At 63.1% G+C, this 15,257-nt stretch carries 14 protein-coding genes; 4 read left to right on the top strand and 10 right to left on the bottom strand.

Features of this window, described 5'->3' with window-relative positions:
* The coding region (locus tag ACTG4K_RS10270; RefSeq protein ID WP_439114114.1) for a hypothetical protein at positions 1-748 on the top strand (748 nt) is incomplete at its 5' end.
* Between the two features lie 712 nt (positions 749-1,460).
* Here the strand turns inward: ACTG4K_RS10270 and ACTG4K_RS10275 are convergent.
* From ACTG4K_RS10275 to ACTG4K_RS10285, 3 genes are all read right to left on the bottom strand, one after another.
* The gene (locus tag ACTG4K_RS10275; protein ID WP_439114115.1) at positions 1,461-2,159 is read right to left on the bottom strand and encodes a response regulator transcription factor; all 699 of its coding nucleotides are present in this window, start codon (positions 2,157-2,159) and stop codon (positions 1,461-1,463) included.
* A 40-nt stretch (positions 2,160-2,199) separates the two neighbouring features.
* Positions 2,200-4,164, bottom strand: a complete 1,965-nt coding sequence (locus ACTG4K_RS10280) for a sensor histidine kinase (protein WP_439114116.1) — start codon at positions 4,162-4,164, stop codon at positions 2,200-2,202.
* A gap of 79 nt (positions 4,165-4,243) precedes the next feature.
* Entirely contained in the window at positions 4,244-5,203 is a 960-nt protein-coding gene (locus tag ACTG4K_RS10285) for a hypothetical protein (RefSeq protein ID WP_439114117.1), read from the bottom strand.
* On the opposite strand from ACTG4K_RS10285, the gene ACTG4K_RS10290 reads away from it, so the two are divergent.
* The 3 genes from ACTG4K_RS10290 (at position 5,202) to minE (ending at position 7,384) form a co-directional block, all read left to right on the top strand.
* Positions 5,202-5,645: a hypothetical protein gene (locus tag ACTG4K_RS10290; RefSeq protein ID WP_439114118.1), complete on the top strand. Its 444-nt coding sequence runs from the start codon at positions 5,202-5,204 to the stop codon at positions 5,643-5,645. The genes ACTG4K_RS10285 and ACTG4K_RS10290 overlap by 2 nt on opposite strands.
* A 521-nt stretch (positions 5,646-6,166) precedes the next feature.
* On the top strand, positions 6,167-6,937 hold the full coding sequence (minC, locus tag ACTG4K_RS10295) for a septum site-determining protein MinC (RefSeq protein ID WP_439114119.1): 771 nt from the start codon (positions 6,167-6,169) through the stop codon (positions 6,935-6,937).
* Between the two features lie 186 nt (positions 6,938-7,123).
* The gene (minE, locus tag ACTG4K_RS10300; RefSeq protein WP_439114381.1) at positions 7,124-7,384 is read left to right on the top strand and encodes a cell division topological specificity factor MinE; all 261 of its coding nucleotides are present in this window, start codon (positions 7,124-7,126) and stop codon (positions 7,382-7,384) included.
* 212 nt (positions 7,385-7,596) lie between these two features.
* On the opposite strand, the gene ACTG4K_RS10305 is transcribed toward minE, so the two are convergent.
* From ACTG4K_RS10305 to ACTG4K_RS10335, 7 genes are all read right to left on the bottom strand, one after another.
* The gene (locus tag ACTG4K_RS10305) at positions 7,597-8,172 is read right to left on the bottom strand and encodes a bactofilin family protein (RefSeq protein ID WP_439114120.1); all 576 of its coding nucleotides are present in this window, start codon (positions 8,170-8,172) and stop codon (positions 7,597-7,599) included.
* Between the two features lie 557 nt (positions 8,173-8,729).
* Positions 8,730-9,296 (bottom strand): hypothetical protein, encoded by a 567-nt coding sequence (locus tag ACTG4K_RS10310; protein WP_439114121.1) that lies wholly within the window; start codon positions 9,294-9,296, stop codon positions 8,730-8,732.
* A gap of 93 nt (positions 9,297-9,389) precedes the next feature.
* The gene (locus ACTG4K_RS10315) at positions 9,390-10,829 is read right to left on the bottom strand and encodes an O-antigen ligase family protein (protein ID WP_439114122.1); all 1,440 of its coding nucleotides are present in this window, start codon (positions 10,827-10,829) and stop codon (positions 9,390-9,392) included.
* On the bottom strand, positions 10,826-11,527 hold the full coding sequence (locus tag ACTG4K_RS10320; RefSeq protein ID WP_439114123.1) for a hypothetical protein: 702 nt from the start codon (positions 11,525-11,527) through the stop codon (positions 10,826-10,828). The genes ACTG4K_RS10315 and ACTG4K_RS10320 overlap by 4 nt, the downstream gene beginning before the upstream one ends.
* On the bottom strand, positions 11,524-12,261 hold the full coding sequence (locus ACTG4K_RS10325) for a tyrosine-protein phosphatase (RefSeq protein WP_439114124.1): 738 nt from the start codon (positions 12,259-12,261) through the stop codon (positions 11,524-11,526). The genes ACTG4K_RS10320 and ACTG4K_RS10325 overlap by 4 nt, the downstream gene beginning before the upstream one ends.
* Positions 12,258-14,555 carry a GumC family protein gene (locus ACTG4K_RS10330; protein ID WP_439114125.1) on the bottom strand — a complete coding sequence of 766 codons (2,298 nt, stop codon included), beginning with the start codon at positions 14,553-14,555 and terminating at the stop codon, positions 12,258-12,260. Before ACTG4K_RS10330 ends, ACTG4K_RS10325 begins: the two co-directional genes overlap by 4 nt.
* Positions 14,555-15,184, bottom strand: a complete 630-nt coding sequence (locus ACTG4K_RS10335) for a polysaccharide biosynthesis/export family protein (protein WP_439114126.1) — start codon at positions 15,182-15,184, stop codon at positions 14,555-14,557. Before ACTG4K_RS10335 ends, ACTG4K_RS10330 begins: the two co-directional genes overlap by 1 nt.
* Positions 15,185-15,257 lie beyond the last annotated feature (73 nt).

The raw sequence follows: 15,257 nt of genomic DNA on the forward strand, positions 1-15,257 counted from the left end.
CACCGCCATCGATGTGAGCGCGCAAGCGGGCGCGGTGGTGCTGGGCGCGCTGAGCGCCACCACCGGCGGCATCGACCTCTCCTCAGAAGCGGGCTCGCTGAGCACCGGCACGTTGAGGGCGGTGTCCAACATCACCGCCAGCGCGCAAGACAACGTCACCCTTGGCGCACTCACCAGCAGCAGCGCGGGCATCGACGTCGAGGCCTTGGCTGGCACCGTGAGCATCGGTACTGCAGTGGCCAAAACCGACTTTGCTGTGCGTGCGGGGACCAGCCTGGGCATCAACAGCTTCACCGTCAGCGGTGGGCCGGCAACGTTGACCGCAGGAACCGATGCCACCTTGACCAAAGGCACCGCCTCGGGACCGATTGGGATCACCGTGGGTCGCAACGCCTGGCTGGGCTCCTTGACCTCGACGGGTCTCGGTATTGACGTCAGCAGTGGCGGCGGTATCAGTTTCACCACGCTCAAGGCAGCGACCGGCCTGAAACTTCGTGCGGCCGCTGCGCTGGGCAGTGGCGCCCAGGCCGCTTTTGGATTGATTGGAACCACGGCGGACGGAGGAAGCGGCGGGGTCGATGCCGAAGCGAGCCAGGGCAACATGCAATTGGGCCGTCTCACCGCACGCACCGCCAGTGTCTTGCGTGCTACGGACGGTAGTCTCAAGGTCAGCAGCATCACACTGCTGCCGAAGGGGCAACTCACCTCGCAGGCTCTGGGGGCGTCCAGTCTTCCCGCTGGCTATTGAAACCATTCAGGATCAACCGATGTCGCTGTTTTCAAATGGGGCTGTGCCCCACCCTCGGCCAGGCTTGCGAGCGGGTCTGGCATGTGTGGGGGCATGGTTGCTTTTGGGTGTTGGTGGTTGTGCCTCTATCGGTCCATCACCTGGTCTGCGGGGCGATGTACTGCACAACAGTTGGCTGCAGCTTCAGGGTGCGGGTTGGGCAGAGGTCGCGCCTGGCGTGGTGATGGAGTTGCCCCTGGCACCCTACCGGGCCAAGTTCGCTGACGCACAAGGGATTTTTTACCAAGCCTCTATGCCCGTGGTGTTCCGTACCCGGCAGGGCGCCGTCGTGGCGGTGCCTGGAGGTTTGTACGTCAAACACGCACAGCCCGACCAAGCGCTCAGTTGGACCGAGCCGGTAGTGTTCCAACCGACGATGGTCTACAGCCATCTTTTTCCTGTCAGGCGACACCCCGGTTCGTGATCGCACAGAGGGCCGCCGCTCAGCAACGCGCGCACCCACCATGGCCCGAGCCTCGGCATTCCGATCATCCAGCGCCTCTTGAAAGACCGGCTCAGTCCGATCGAATGCCGAGATTTCGGGGCCAGTTGCATGCAGGCAGGGGCGGCGTGAAGCCCCGAAATTGCGTCATGCTTGATCCGCCTTGCGATGGGTTGCGGCTCGCCGAGTCTGGCCAAACGAAACGGCTCAACGACTCAACGACTCAACGACTCAGTTTCGCAGCAAGACCGGGTGAGCCAGGGTGTAGCCTGTTTTGTGAAGCGTCTGAATGCACGGCTGCTCTGCCCCAGCCTGGACCAGCTTTTTCCGCAACCGGGTCACGCGCATTTCAAGCGATGCTGGCGACGCGGACATGGTGTTTCCGCCGCCTATCAGTTCGATCAGTTGCCAGCGCTCCAGCGTCAGCCCGGGCGCTCTGGCCAGTGCGATCAACACCATCGCCTCGCCGGTGGTCAGCTCGACCGTGCCATTCAAGCCCGTCAACAGCCGCCGCGACACCTGCAGCTGCAGCTGCCGGCTGGTTGTCTTGTCTTGGCCCAGCCGTTTGCCCAAAGACTCAATACCCGCGATGAGCTCCCTGGGGTGAACGGGCTTGGTCAGGTACAGATCGGCACCGCATTCGTAGCCCACCACCTTGTCGCCAATCTGGGTGCGCGCTGTGGTGATCACAATACCTGCCCCGGGCTGCATCGCTCGCACACGCCGCGTCAGGCTCAGGCCATCTTCCCCCGGCAAGTTGAGGTCAATCACGTACACGTCGGGTAAAAATCCTGGGCCCGTGTCGAGCACGTCTTCAGCCATGAAAACCCCGCGTACTTCGTGCCCTTGTTGTTGCAGCCACGCCAATGTGGCTTCTCTCAGCTCGTCGTTGTCTTCAACGACCAAAATTTTCAGTGCAAATGGCGTCATGGGCGGTTCATTCCGGTGTTCAAGTTTGGCTGCCATGTTTTCAGCCCGCTGCCCAAGGCGCGTCCCCCGCTGCATTGTTTGAGCCCCTGCGGGGCGCAGCGCCGCCGGTCTGTGGCGCGGGTGTTGTGGGCAGCCAGACCCAAAAGCTGACCTCGTGGGTGCTGGGCTCATAGCCTATGCAGCCTTGCATCAGGCCCAGCAGCCCCTGGACCAGAAACAAGCCCAGGCCCGAGCCAGATTGCCGACGGGCTTTTGCACTGCGGTAGTACTTTTCAAACAAGCGGTGAGCGTTTGGCAGGTCGGCGGAGTCGATCGAATTCGTCACCCGCCAGCGCCATCCGAGCTGTGATCCTTGCACCCAGGGTTCCAGCACCAAGCGCACGCGGCTGCCGGGCTTGCCGTACTTGCAAGCGTTGTCAATCAAATTGCTCAGCACGATCGACAGCATCTGAGCATCGGTCTGTATCGACGCCAAACCCGGTGGTTGAACAAAGTTCAGGCGTTCGGGTTCCCGGCACGATTGAATGCTGGCCAGCGTCAAGGCTGCAGCATCCAAGGGCTCCATCATCGGCTGCAAGCCTTGGTCGTTCAGCTGACCCGACAGGACACAGCGCTCGATAACGAGGTTCATGTCCGTGATGGCTCGCGCCATTTTGGGGTAGCTGGGCTGTCCTGCTTCCAGCCACATGCGCAGCGTGGCCAGCGGTGTTTTCATTTCGTGCGCCAACATGGAAAAGAGCTGGCTTTGTTCCTCGCGCAGGCGTTTTTCGGCCGCCATGTGCTCCTGGCTGCGCACCAGCTGCAGCGCGGTTTCATGCTGCGCGCGCTGCATGGCGCCCGACCGAAGCTGCAACATCACAAACACCACCAAGCTGTCCAGCACCGTGTGGTTGAGGTTGCTGATCAGCACGATCGGGCTGCCCTCTATCAAGCCCAGGAAGGTGGCCGACGGCACGGTGTTGATCATGCCAACCAGCCACAAATAAGCCAGCAAGTACCGCATGCGAATGGGCGCATGGGTCTGGGAGTGCCACGCGCTGTACAGCGTCACCAACAAGAGCAGCAAGCTAAAGGGCACCAGCACATTGCACATCCACAGTGTTGCCCGGGTCAGCCCAGCCCACTGAACCAGCGGCAGCAAGGACAGCGCCGCGGCCAAGCCAAAGCACATCCGCAGCAGTGTTTTTGACGGATGGTAGGTCGCAATCAAGCTCCCCATGAACCACAACACCGACGCGATCACCCATGGAATTAGCGCCGATGCCATCGCCGTCAGCACCCCGGGTTCCAGCAACGGGCCAAGGTAAACCCGCGCAAAGCCCAAAAAGAAGAAGGCCCAAAGCGTCGACAGCAGCTGTTTGACGGCAAAAACGCCCATCACCTTTTCCCGCGAGTGCCACCACTGCACCGCAGCCCAGATCGAAAAGAGGGTGGAAGCCGACAAAATGAAACCGAGCAGCCATTCCCTTTCGCGCATGTTCTGTTTGGCTACCCGGTAAGGTTGCACATCCACATACAAGGTCCGCGCGCTGCTGCTTTCAATACGCAGGTAAATGTCCCTTTCCTGCGCCATCGCCGGTATTTCAAAACTGAAATCCAGCGCCATCAAATCGTCCCCCGACGGCGGTATCGCATCCCCTGCCTGCAGCGTCAGCTTGGCCACCGGGTCAAACAGCGTGACATGGTCCAAAAACGCTGGTCCAGACCGAACCACCCAAGACTGCCCCACCGTCGCCGGGCTGGCGGCCAGCCGCAAGCGCACCCAAACCGGCTCAGCACCAAAACCAAGGCTGTTCCAGTCCTTGAAATCTTGCCAGTCTGTCACGGTCAATACCGTCGGCAATTCGGCCTGGTGGCTGCGGTCCATCCACCACACTTTGGACAAAACCAGCGATTGCGGCCCAGGCGATGCCGCGCCATCGCGTGTGCAACCCAGCAGCAGCAGCGCCAGTGTGGCAAGCAAGCTGAGCAGCCACACACGCTTGCACAAGGTCATGTCAGGCATACGGGCTGGTGAGCGCGGTGCTGTGGTCTCGGCTCTTTTCCCACTGGTTTCGCGCCCATGCCTTCTGCCGCGCAGGCGCCTAGCGCAAGCCCACCAGGGCTGCAGTGGCTGCGACGAAAGCGACCGCAAACACCACCATCACTTTGCGGTCGTCCGACAAGGCCTTTTCCAGGGCTTGCGCAGAAAAATCGCTGGTCTTCTGGAAGATGTAAATCGCGCGCATCAGGGTCAGCACAATCAAACTGTAGGCCACCAGGTAGATCTCATCCATCAACACCAGGTAGCCCAGGTCTGGCAGACCGTCCGAATAGCTCTTTTGCAAGAAGATCGCGGTCAGCAGCGCACCACCCGGCAGGGCGGTTCGGGCGTCGATACTCCGGGGCGACAACACCAGCGCTGACAAGGCTGCCAGCAGCACGATGGCGAGCGGCATCAAGAGCTTCCAGTAAAAATAGCTCATGGGTCGTTCAATGTTCAAGCTGAACTGGGCGGCAGAGTAGGCGGACGGCGCAGCATCTTCCCCGAGCGAGCTGGCGTAGTCGTGCACGAAGGTCTCAGCCGACCACCCGGTGAGCGACCATCCAGGAATTTTGAGTTTGCTGCCTATGCCGCTGCTGGCTTGGTCAATTTCAAAGGCGAGCGTGTCCGCTGGGTTGACAGCGTCTTCAACCAGTATCGATAGCTGCTGCCGATCCAGCGGGTAGTCGGCAAGGTTGAACGCCTGCACGAAGCGCCCCTCCACTTTCATGATCTGGTATTTGGAGCCGTCCGCCAACACCTTGGGTTCTGTGTGCAGGCTCTCCATTTGCTTGCCCCATTCTTCAACCATGTTGGTGAATTCAAGCGAGGCGGTGGGATCGATGTCGCCCTTCCAGCGCAGCCACACATACATGTCGACGTAGTAGGTGTTGCTTCCCATCTCAAGTTCGTAGACCGAAACCGGATAAAAACCGATCTTCACGACCTGTGCGGTGGTCGCTGCTTTGTCGGTAGGGGTGAGCTGCCCTTGTCGGGCAGGCTCTGCGAACACAAGGCCCATGGACAAGATGGCAAAAACTAGGAAGGCTGCTATTTTTTTGAGCATGGGCGGCATGTTTCGCTGGGTGGGCTGTTCACCGGCAGGGTGGTGCGTCTGTGGGCAAATACGCACACATTCAAATCTGACAATATTTTACAACTGCTCAAATAGTTGGAAAAAATACCAAAAAAATAAAAAACGATTTATCTGTGATTTTTCTTTAAAAGATCCACCAAGCGATCAGTGCGCCACCCAAAACGAGCAGCAATACAAGCCCTGTGAAGGCCGCCCCCAACGCCTCGGGGTCGTGCGCATGGTCGTGGTCGCCCCAAATGGGGTAGCGGTCCCACGCCGGGTCATCGCCCGGTTGCAGGCCGCTGTTTTGCGTCTGCCACACATCCGGCAAATCGGCATCGGTTGGGCGATGAGCGGTGGCCTCATCTTTCATCGCAACACTCCTTGAAAGAAAACAAGCACCACGTGCCGCCATATCGCCGTCGATCGCGGTCGACCGCCGTTGCATGCTGTTGGTAGCGGTCTAAACCAGCGAAACCAAAATTATGTCATTGTTCTGCGATAAATCGCTTAAATGGCAGGTATGGGCTCGGCTGTGGCGCAGCACCACCGCAGCGCAGCACCACCGCAGCGCAGCACCACCGCAGCGCAGCACCACCACAGCACAGCACCACGACAGCACAGCACCACGACAGCACAGGCGCGAGCTATCCCACGGCCCACACGCCGCTCCGCCACACAGACCCGGGCCTGGCAGGGGCGGTATCGTTATTTATTTGAACAAGTGCTTGCCTGCGCCATAAATATTATTTATGATGCAAAAAATAGTTAAATGGCAAAACTGTTCATACCGACACAACTGGAACAGGGGGTGTCCCCTGGTCCCAGCCGTCGAAGAAAAAAAGACGATCCCGTCGGCGCTGGCTGCAAGGCGTTTACCGAGCCGGACGGATCCACCAGGAGACCTCTATGACCGCTGCGCTCACGTCGCGATTCATACCCAGCTTCGAGATCAAGAGCACCAACCTGCCCGTGCTGGTGCTGGAGCTCAAAACGCCCGACCTGACGCGGCTGGGTCACGACCTCTTGCTGCGCTTTGGTGAAATGCCCGACTTCTTCGACCACGATGGTGTGGTGGTCGATCTCTCCCGGCTGAACCCGCCGCTGGACGCAGCCCACCGCTCGGCGTTTGAAGCACCCCAAGACTTTGCAGCCCTCACCACCTTGCTGCACGGCTACCAGTTGCGTGTGTTGGGTGTGCGTGGCGCCAGCGTGCGCCAGACGGCGGCCGCCCTGGCCGCTGGCCTGGTGCAAGCGCCGGGCATCACCTCGGCCTGCAGCCCGCCGGCGGCCCAGGCCCGCCCAAGTCCCGCGCCCATGCCCGAGCTGCCCGCCGGCGCGTTGGTTATTGACAAGCCGCTGCGCTGTGGCCAGCAGGTCTATGCGCGTGGCCGCGACCTGATCGTCATGGCCATGGTCAACGCCGGCGCCGAAGTCATTGCCGACGGCCACATCCACGTCTATGCGCCCCTGCGCGGCCGGGCCATTGCCGGGGCGCGCGGCAACGGCGACGCGCGCATATTTGCGCTCGCCATGGCCTCCGAGTTGATCTGCATCGCCGGCGTGTACAGCACCGGCGACGCCCCCATGTACGAAGCCTCCTTTGGCAAAGCCGCCCAGGTGAGCCTGCTGCCAGGGCCCCAGGGCGACCACCTGGTGGTCGACGTGATCCACGGCTGAGCCGCCCCGCCGCCCATGAAAGCGCCCATGCCCAGCGTTGCCACCCCTGCCACCACACCGAAACAAGAAAGCGTACCCATGCCCCAAGTCGTTGTCGCCACCCCGGGCCCAGGTGGTGTGGGCACAACCCAGCCAGCTCAGTCTCGCAGCTGCCTGAAGCCGCCAAGGGGAGGGCGCTGAAGCATGTTGTCACTGGGCTCATTCATGCGGCGAGACAAAGGCACGGCGGGCGTTGCCAAAGAACGCTTGCAAATCATCTTGGCGCTGGAGCGTGCCGATGACACCGGCGCCGGCCCCGACTACCTGCCCGCCTTGCAGCGGGAACTGGTGGACGTGGTGGGGCGTTACGTGAAGATCGACCCCAGCGACATCAAGGTCCATTTCGAGCGCCAGGGCGCCTACGAAGTGCTGGAGGTGAAGGTCGAACTGGCCGATGCCAGCGCCTGAGCAGGGTGCCCGGCGCTACAGCCGCCCGGGCGCCAGCGGCTTAGGCTCAATCCAGCCCACAAAACAGCAGGCACAAAAAAACCGGGCCAGATGAACAGGCGCCGGTTTTTTGGGATCTCGTGGCAAAGCGTGGGGAATTTTGGGTACAGCCGGCTCTAGTGCCGCGAAAACGGTAGTCCCGCGTCGTTCTCTAAAACGCCGCCCCGCAGTTGTCAGGTCAGCAAGACCTTCAGGCCCGCCAGCAGCGCCAGAACACCGAAGGCAGCCAACACAGAGCCTACACCCGCCAGGAATATCTTGCGGTCTTCCAGCTGACGCGCACTCTTGCGCCGCTCAACCAGCTTTTCGGTGGCCGGCTCTTGCGCGCTGGACACACCTTCCTGCCCCGGCTCGGGTGTGCAAGAAAACGTGCACTCAATGCGCGCGCCCCGGTGAATCACCAAGCGCTGGCACTGCACATTGCCCGACAAGCGCGCCGTGGGCCGCACGATCACCTCGTCGCTGGCCAGCAGCTCGCCGCTGAACACACCGCTGATCTCAGCCCGGTACACCACCGCTTTGCCGTCCAGCGTGCCGATGTGGCTCACCACCAGGCGGTCGGCGGTGATGTCACCGTCATCCACCCGGCCGTCCACAATCATCATGCCGTTGGTGGTGAAGCCACCGCTCAGCTGCGTGTTGGGGCCCACATGGATGTCTTCACTGCTCTGCAGTGCCTTGGCCTGGCGGGCTTTGAGTTCTGCGGGCGCCATGAATGGCGTCACCACTTTGTTCTCGGTCTCTTTCATCGGGGTATTTCCTCTCATGCCGGGCTTTCTGCGTTGGTCGTTCCGTTGAACGTTGCATTGAATATATCAAAAATGCTGCAATGTCACTATTGATAATAAGACATCGACAATCAAATTTTAAACGAATGTGATTTTTTGGACAACTTGCCGCCGGTTCAGCGCCCCAAGCTGGCCTGGCCCGGGTGCTGGTTTGGGGCTCGGCTGGCTTCTTTTCGGGTTGCTTCCCGGTTCCCTCCGGGTTGTTTCTGGGTTGTTTCCAGGTTGTTTTCCAGTTCTTTTCGGGCTTTTATTTGCGTCCGTTGGGTGCCCTGCTGGCCAGGCGCCCAGCCGCGCCGGCCAGCCTGTGCGCACCAAAAACCCATAAAAAAACCCCCTGGCCCGGTGGGGGGAGGGGGTTAACTTCTTTGTAAAAAAGAAGACAGGGGGTGTCTCCAGAGCATCTTACTGGAGACGGTGTCAATATACCACAATAAACACCAGTATCAACATAAAACTACAAAAAATACGTGTTTTGTAGATTTGTGGGTGGACTGTGGGTGACCTGTTGGCTCAGGGGCTCAGCTCGCTGGCGAAATGGGGCTGCTGCCACCGCTGCCGCCACCGCTGTTGGTGGTCGAGCTGGTGGTGGTGGGGCCTGCGTCCACCGTGGGTGCGGTGGTCGAACTGCTGGCGGTCGCTGTCACGGCAGCCACCACCGTTGCGGGCAAGCAATCTTTGCCGCAACCGGCTTCAATCGACGCTTCCACCGTGCTGGGGGTCAGGGTCAGCGTTGGCAGGGTCACGGCGGTGGCAAACACCGCCTCCACCGCTGCCGGGTCGCCTGCAAACGCATTGCCCAGTGCCTTCAGCGAAGCCGCTGGGTCGGCCGAAGCCGTCAGCACCGCCGTGGTGATGCTGGCCACTGGCACGCCGGCCTTGGCCGCTGCCACCGCAAAGCTCTCCACATCAATGCCTGCGGCCTGAGCGGCCTTCAAAATGTCGTCCAGCTTGAGGCCTTGGGCCACCTGGCGGGCAATTTCTTGCTGCAGCGCTGCCGGTGTGAAGCCGCTGTTGAACTGCGCCCAAGCGCTCAAGCTCAAAACCAAAGCGGTCGTCGCGATGATCGATTTTTTCCAATTTGTCATTTAGAACTCCAAATAAAAATTTACTGACATACTAACAAAAACAGGTGCTTCTCATCAAGAAAATTGATCAAGAAATCTTCGGGTGGTTCGCACTCAGGGCGCTCGGGCGCCGCCCGAAGGCAGCCGCGCGGCCGCCCAGCCCATCGCCACCACCACCACCATCAACAAGGCGTTGGCCGGTATCTGCAGGTTGAAGTCCACGCTGGCGTGTATGGCCATGCCCAGCATCGCCATGAGCGAGCCAAAAGCGATGCCCCGGGCCACATGCGAGCGGCGGGTGGCCAGGCTGCGCACCCCCACGGCCGCGCTCAGCAGCACAAAACCCCCCAGCAACACCATGCCCACCGCGCCCCAGTCGCTCAGCAGCTCCACATAGTCGTTGTGCGCGTGGTCAAAAAAAGCATCACCCGGTGCCCGGTAGCGCATGAACGACCCATAAAAACTGCCCGCACCGGTGCCGGTGAGGGGAAAGTCTTTCACCAGGGCCAGCGCGTAGCTGGCCGCCAGCTGGCGCTGCTCTACCGACTCCTGGCTACCGCCTTGCTCAATCAGCAGCTCTGTGCCTTGCAAGCGCTCCATGACCTTTTCCAGCCCCACCCAGGTGCCCACAATCACCACGTCAATCACCACCAGGCTCGCCACCAGCAACACCAGCGAACGCGAGGCCCCCCGCGCCACCAGCAGCGTGAGCGCACCGGTGGCCAGCAGCGCCACAAAAAATGCCGCGTTGCCCATGCGCGAGCGCGTCAGCACCAGCGCAATCACCAGCACCACCAGCATCAGCCGCAGCCGCATTTTGGAGCTCAGCAAAAAGCTCAAAAACCCCGCCAACTGCCCGCGCCAGTGCGCGCCATGGCCTGGCGTGGCGGCGCCCAGGCGCGCCACCATGAGCCCAATGCCCATCGAAAGCACCAGCACCAGAAACCCCGCCAGGTTGTTGTGGTAGCCAAAGGTGCCCAACGCCCGAACATGCGCGAGGTCAAAAAACAAAAACGTGTAGCGCGCCTTCAATGAAAACAAAAACAGCGCCAGCACAGCCTGAAACACCCCAATCAGCACCAAACCCATCACCGCCTTGTCCAGGCGGCGCGCGTCGCGCAGCGTCAGCACCACCAGCGCAAACACCCAGGCCAGGGCCAGCGTCAAGGCTGCCCGGGTGCGGGTGAGCTGGGGGTCCAGGCTCAGGGTGGGGTGGGCCACCACCCCTTGTTGCACCGCCCAAGCCTGCGGCGACAGCCATTGCAGCAGCGGGCCGGGCAGGGGCGTGGCCTGCAGTGCCGTCCAGGCCGCCAGCGCCAGCAGCAAGCCCAGCGGCCAGCGCACCGCGTGCAGGCGCTGCAGCGCCAAGTCCAGGTGGCGCCGCCACAGCCACAGCGCCCACAACCCCACCACCAGCACCGTGGCCACCAGCAGCGCCACCGCCCAGGTGCGCTTGCTGCCCAGCGGCAAAGTGGCGAGCCACACCGTGGCAAGCAGCGCATACAGCAGCAGCCCGTCGCGCGGGGCATCGTTGGGTGGGGTGGGGTGTTTCATGGTGTGGCTTGGGCCGGGTCCAGCCCGTGCTGGCGGGCTTTGCGCAGCAGCGCTTGTTGTTGCCGGGGTGTGGCCTGGGCCACCATGGTTTGCACCGCCTCGCGCCGCGCCGGGCTCAGCTCGGCCCAACGCGCCCAAGCCACCGCGCCCACCGCCAGCTGCACCCCGTGTTCGCGCTGCCCGTAGGCCAGCGCGCGGTCCAGCGCGTCCCACATGGCGGGTGCCGCTGTGGCGGCCTGCGCCGGCTCCAGCACCGCCAGCGCGTGCAGCGCCAGCGCCTGGCTGGCCCAGGCGCTGGGCACCATGGGCCGGGCCTGCGTGGCGCTGGCCAGGTGTTGCAGCGCCTGGTGTAGGTAAGGCTTTTGCAGCGCCGGGGCCTGGCCCGGGCGCAGGGCCGCGCTCAGGTACACATAGGCCATGGCCTCTTGCAGCTCACCGTCTTGCGGGGCTTTGGCCAGCGCGCGCGCCAGCTGCGCGCGCGTTTGCAGCCACTGTTCCATGTTGGGCGGCTTGGCCCGGGGCGCCTGCCAGGCGCGCACCTGCGCCAGCGGGGCCATGGCCAGCGCGTTGGCTTGGGCCTGGGGCCACAGCTGCCAGGCAGCCGCCAGCATGGCCACCACAACCACCACTACCCCGCCCACCGCTGCCACCACCCGCCAGGCTTGGCCCGTCGGCGGTCGGCCCCAAAGCTGGTTCATAGCGGCTGGGCTTCGGTGCGCTGGGCCAGCATCTGCCGTGGGTTGCGCAGCATCAGGTCGTTGGCCACATCGCCGCCCCAGCGCTGGCTGATCCAGGTGTGGGCCGGGCGCAGCTCGGGCCGGCGCGTGGTCAGGTTGTGGGCGTCGGTTGCCACCACCCGCACCGCGTCGTCGTCCAGCAGCTGGTGCGCCACCTTTTGGGCCGCCTTGCCAAAAGCCCCCGTCACCGAGCCCGCTGTCAGTTGCAGCCAGCAGCCCGCCGCTAAAAACGGTTCAATGCGGCGCGGGTTGTCCATCACCGCCTTGTTGCGCTCGGGGTGCGCTATGAGCGGCCGTATGTTCATTTGCAGCAGCTTGTCAACCAGCTGCATGCAGCCCACCGGCACATGGCTGTGTGGCAGCTCCAGCAGCAGCACCGCCATGCCCCGGTGCTCGCCCACAAAAGGCACCTGGTGCAGTTTCAGCAGATCCAGGCTTTCCATGCTCACCCGCACCTCGGCCCCCATGTGCAGCACCAGCGGTATGCCCGCTTTGGCCAGCGCCAGGCGGTAAGCCCGCAGGTACACATCGATCTTTTGCCGGTGGTTGTCGTAGCGCCCGGGGTGCACGTGGGGCGTCACCACACTCTCGGTTATGCCGTCGGCCACCGCCACCCGCGCCAGCTCCACGGCTTCGGCCAGGGTCACCGGGCCGTCGTCCAGGCCCGGTAACAGGTGGCAGTGCATGTCAATCATGTCGCCTTGGCGCTGTAGGCTTCGCCGTAAGCCGAGCCGTAGCCCTTCTTGCCGTAGCCGTAATTTCCGTAGCCCGAGTAGTCGCCGTAGTACTTGCTCGCCCGCTTGAAGTCAAACTGGTTCAGCACCACACCCAACACCTGGCCGTCGGCGCGGCGAATGCGCTCCAGGCCCTTGCTCACCATGGGCGTGGTGGTGGCCATGGCCTTGGTCACGTAGATCACACCCGTGGCCACCGAACACAGCATCAGCGCGTCGCTCACCAGCTCCACCGGCGGCGAGTCGATGATGATCATGTCGTAGTGCTCGCTCAGCTCGGCCAGGCGTTCTTTGAAGCGCCTGGAGCTGATCATTTCCAGCGGGTTGGGCGGCAGCGGGCCCGACGGCATCACGTGCAGCCTGGAGCCCTCAACCGTCTGAATACAGTCGGTCAGCGCCGGGTTGGTGGCCACAAACGTCGACAAACCTTTCGCGTTGGGCAGCAGGTCCAGCGCCTTGGCAATGGAAGGCCGGCGCATGTCCGCGTCAATCAGCAGCGTGCGCTGCGTTTGCGCGTGCGACAGCGCCAGGTTCACCGAAAAGGTCGACTTGCCCTCTGCCGGCAAGCTCGACGTGACCAACACCACCCGGTGCGGCTCGTCCAGCGCTGAAAGCAACACGCCCGAGCGCGCCGTGCGCACCGCCTCGGCAAACACCGAATTCGGATCGTCCACAAACAGCCGCGCCGAAGAAGCCCGCCGCGCGTCGCCTTTGTTCAGCAGGGGCAGCGTGGTCAGCAGCGGCACCTGCAGCTTGCGTTCCACGTCGTCCGAATTCTTAATGGTCTTGTCCAGCTGGTCGAGCAGCAGCGAAGCCGCCACCCCCACCAGCAGCGCCAGCAGCATCGAGACCAACACAATCAGGTCTTTGCGCGGCTTCACCGGTGCGTCTGGCGTGCGGGCCGCGTCCACCACGCGGGCAATCGGCGTTTGCAGGTCGCTGGTGTTGGTGGTTTCTTTGGCCCGCGTCATAAACAGGTTGTACATCTCGCGGTTCGACTCCACGTCTCGCTGCAGCACCCCCAGCTCAAACTCCGAGCGGTTCAGCGTTTGCACCGAAGCCCGCGCCTGGCCCAGCGCCCGCTCAATCTCGCGTTCCACCGCCTGCGCCGCTTCAAATTCGCGCCGAATGCTCGCCACCGTGGTGTCCAGCTGGCTCTTTAGGCTGGCTTTGCCGGCTTCCAGCTCGGCTTTGGCCGCCACATAGCGCGGGTGCTCAAAGCCATAGCGCTGCGCCGTTTCGCTGAACTTGCGCTCTGCCTCTTGCAGCAGGCGCTTGGCGTCTGCCACACCCGGCGCGCGTATCACCGCCGGCACCGTGCTCAGGTCGGCACCCTGGCCCGCGTTGCGCACCTGGTCGTAAGCGGTTTGTGCGTCGGTGCGGCGCAGCCGCGCGTCCAGCAGGCGCCCGGTCAGGCCGTCCAGCTGGCCGCTGGCGCCGCTTTGGGTGGCACCTTGGGCCGAAATAATGCCGCTGCGCTCGCGAAACGCCTGCAACGCCCGTTCCGACTGCAGCACCTTGTCTTTCAGGTCGGTTACGCGTTCTTGCAGCCAGTTGGTGGCTTGGCGCGTCATTTCGTAGCGGGCGTTCAAGTCGTTTTCAATAAACACCTTGGCCAGCATGTTGGCCGCCCGCGCGGCCAAAGCTGGGTCGCTCGACTCAAAGCTCAGCTTCGCAATCTGGCTGTTGCGCAGCAGCTCCACCGTCAGGTTGGCTTGAAAACCGCCCACCACCGCGTCGGCCAGCAGCTCGGGCGTCCAGTCCACCGGTGCCTGCTCGGCCTGCAGGCCCAGCGCCCCGCCCACCGTTTGCTGCAGCTGGGCCAACATGCCCGTGCGCGGCAGGCGCGGGTCGTATTCGGGGTGGTCCCACAGCTTCAGCGCCTGTACCGTTTTCAGCGCCACTTCGCGCGAGCGCACCACCTCCAGCTGCGTGGCCAGGTATTCGCGGTTGCCCGACGAGCCCACATACAGGTCTTCAATCGACACCACCTGCTGCTTGCCGGTTTCAAACATCACCACCGTGGTGGCGCGGTACATGGGCGTGAGGCTCAGCGCCAGCGCGGTGGCCAGCAGGCCCACCGCCACCACCAGCCCCAAGATGGACCACTTGCGCTTGGCCACGCTGCGCCACAGCTCCAGCAAGTCCAGGCTGTCGTCGTCTGCGTCGTCGGCCGAGCCCGTGGGCTGCCCTGTAAACGGGTTCCAGCGGTTGGCCGGGCCGGCCGTGGCCGGGTTCATGGAAGGCGAATTCATCAAAAAAAGCTCTCTTCTACAGTCACCAGGTCGCCCGGGCCCACGGGGGCGTCGAGTTCTATGCGCTGCGGGGTCTGGGTGCGGTCGCCTTCGCGAATCACAAAAATCTTCTTCAGCGAAGCGCGCTCTTCAAAACCGCCCGCCAGGCTGGCCGCCTTGCGCACCGTGAGCCCCGGCTGGTAAGGGAAACTGCCCGGGTTCTTCACCATGCCGGTGAAGAAAAACGGCCGGTAGGTGTTGATTTCCACCGACACCCGCGGGTTCACCAAAATGCGCCCGCGCAGCCCGTTGGTGATGATGCGTTCCAGCTCACCCAGCGTGGTGCCGTTGATGCGGATTTCTCCCACCGCCGGGTAAAAAATGGTGCCCGCGTCGGTCAGCCGAATCTCTTGCTTGGTGAACTCTTCTTCACCCAGCACCCGAATGGAGATCACGTCGCCCGCGCCCAGCGTGTAGCTGGACAAACCGCTGTCCGCCGGCACCCCCTGCGCCTTGGCCAAGCCAGACCAGCCCGCCCCGGGCACCAAGACCAGCAGCCACGCCAGCGCCCACAGCACCGCCCAGCCCGCGCCCGGCCAGCGCTGCGCGCTCGGCGCTGGCCGGGCCGAAGCTGTGGCGGGGGCTGCCATTGCGCCGGGCGTTACCCCAGCGGCAGCTGTAGCGGCAGCGGTGGCACGGTGTCGCGGCGCGTTTGGGTTCAAT

Source organism: Hydrogenophaga sp., from assembly GCF_965657535.1.
In the GTDB taxonomy this organism is placed as follows: Bacteria; Pseudomonadota; Gammaproteobacteria; order Burkholderiales; family Burkholderiaceae_C; genus Hydrogenophaga.

Excerpts from the sequence above, each read along its gene's own strand:
- ACTG4K_RS10275 (WP_439114115.1), bottom strand. The coding sequence starts at position 2,159 with ATGACGCCATTTGCACTGAAAATTTTGGTCGTTGAAGACAACGACGAG.
- ACTG4K_RS10280 (WP_439114116.1), bottom strand. The coding sequence starts at position 4,164 with ATGCCTGACATGACCTTGTGCAAGCGTGTGTGGCTGCTCAGCTTGCTT.
- ACTG4K_RS10290 (WP_439114118.1), top strand. The coding sequence starts at position 5,202 with ATGGACAAGATGGCAAAAACTAGGAAGGCTGCTATTTTTTTGAGCATG.
- ACTG4K_RS10285 (WP_439114117.1), bottom strand. The coding sequence starts at position 5,203 with ATGGGCCTTGTGTTCGCAGAGCCTGCCCGACAAGGGCAGCTCACCCCT.
- minC (WP_439114119.1), top strand. The coding sequence starts at position 6,167 with ATGACCGCTGCGCTCACGTCGCGATTCATACCCAGCTTCGAGATCAAG.
- ACTG4K_RS10305 (WP_439114120.1), bottom strand. The coding sequence starts at position 8,172 with ATGAAAGAGACCGAGAACAAAGTGGTGACGCCATTCATGGCGCCCGCA.
- ACTG4K_RS10310 (WP_439114121.1), bottom strand. The coding sequence starts at position 9,296 with ATGACAAATTGGAAAAAATCGATCATCGCGACGACCGCTTTGGTTTTG.
- ACTG4K_RS10315 (WP_439114122.1), bottom strand. The coding sequence starts at position 10,829 with ATGAAACACCCCACCCCACCCAACGATGCCCCGCGCGACGGGCTGCTG.
- ACTG4K_RS10320 (WP_439114123.1), bottom strand. The coding sequence starts at position 11,527 with ATGAACCAGCTTTGGGGCCGACCGCCGACGGGCCAAGCCTGGCGGGTG.
- ACTG4K_RS10325 (WP_439114124.1), bottom strand. The coding sequence starts at position 12,261 with ATGATTGACATGCACTGCCACCTGTTACCGGGCCTGGACGACGGCCCG.
- ACTG4K_RS10330 (WP_439114125.1), bottom strand. The coding sequence starts at position 14,555 with ATGAATTCGCCTTCCATGAACCCGGCCACGGCCGGCCCGGCCAACCGC.
- ACTG4K_RS10335 (WP_439114126.1), bottom strand. The coding sequence starts at position 15,184 with ATGGCAGCCCCCGCCACAGCTTCGGCCCGGCCAGCGCCGAGCGCGCAG.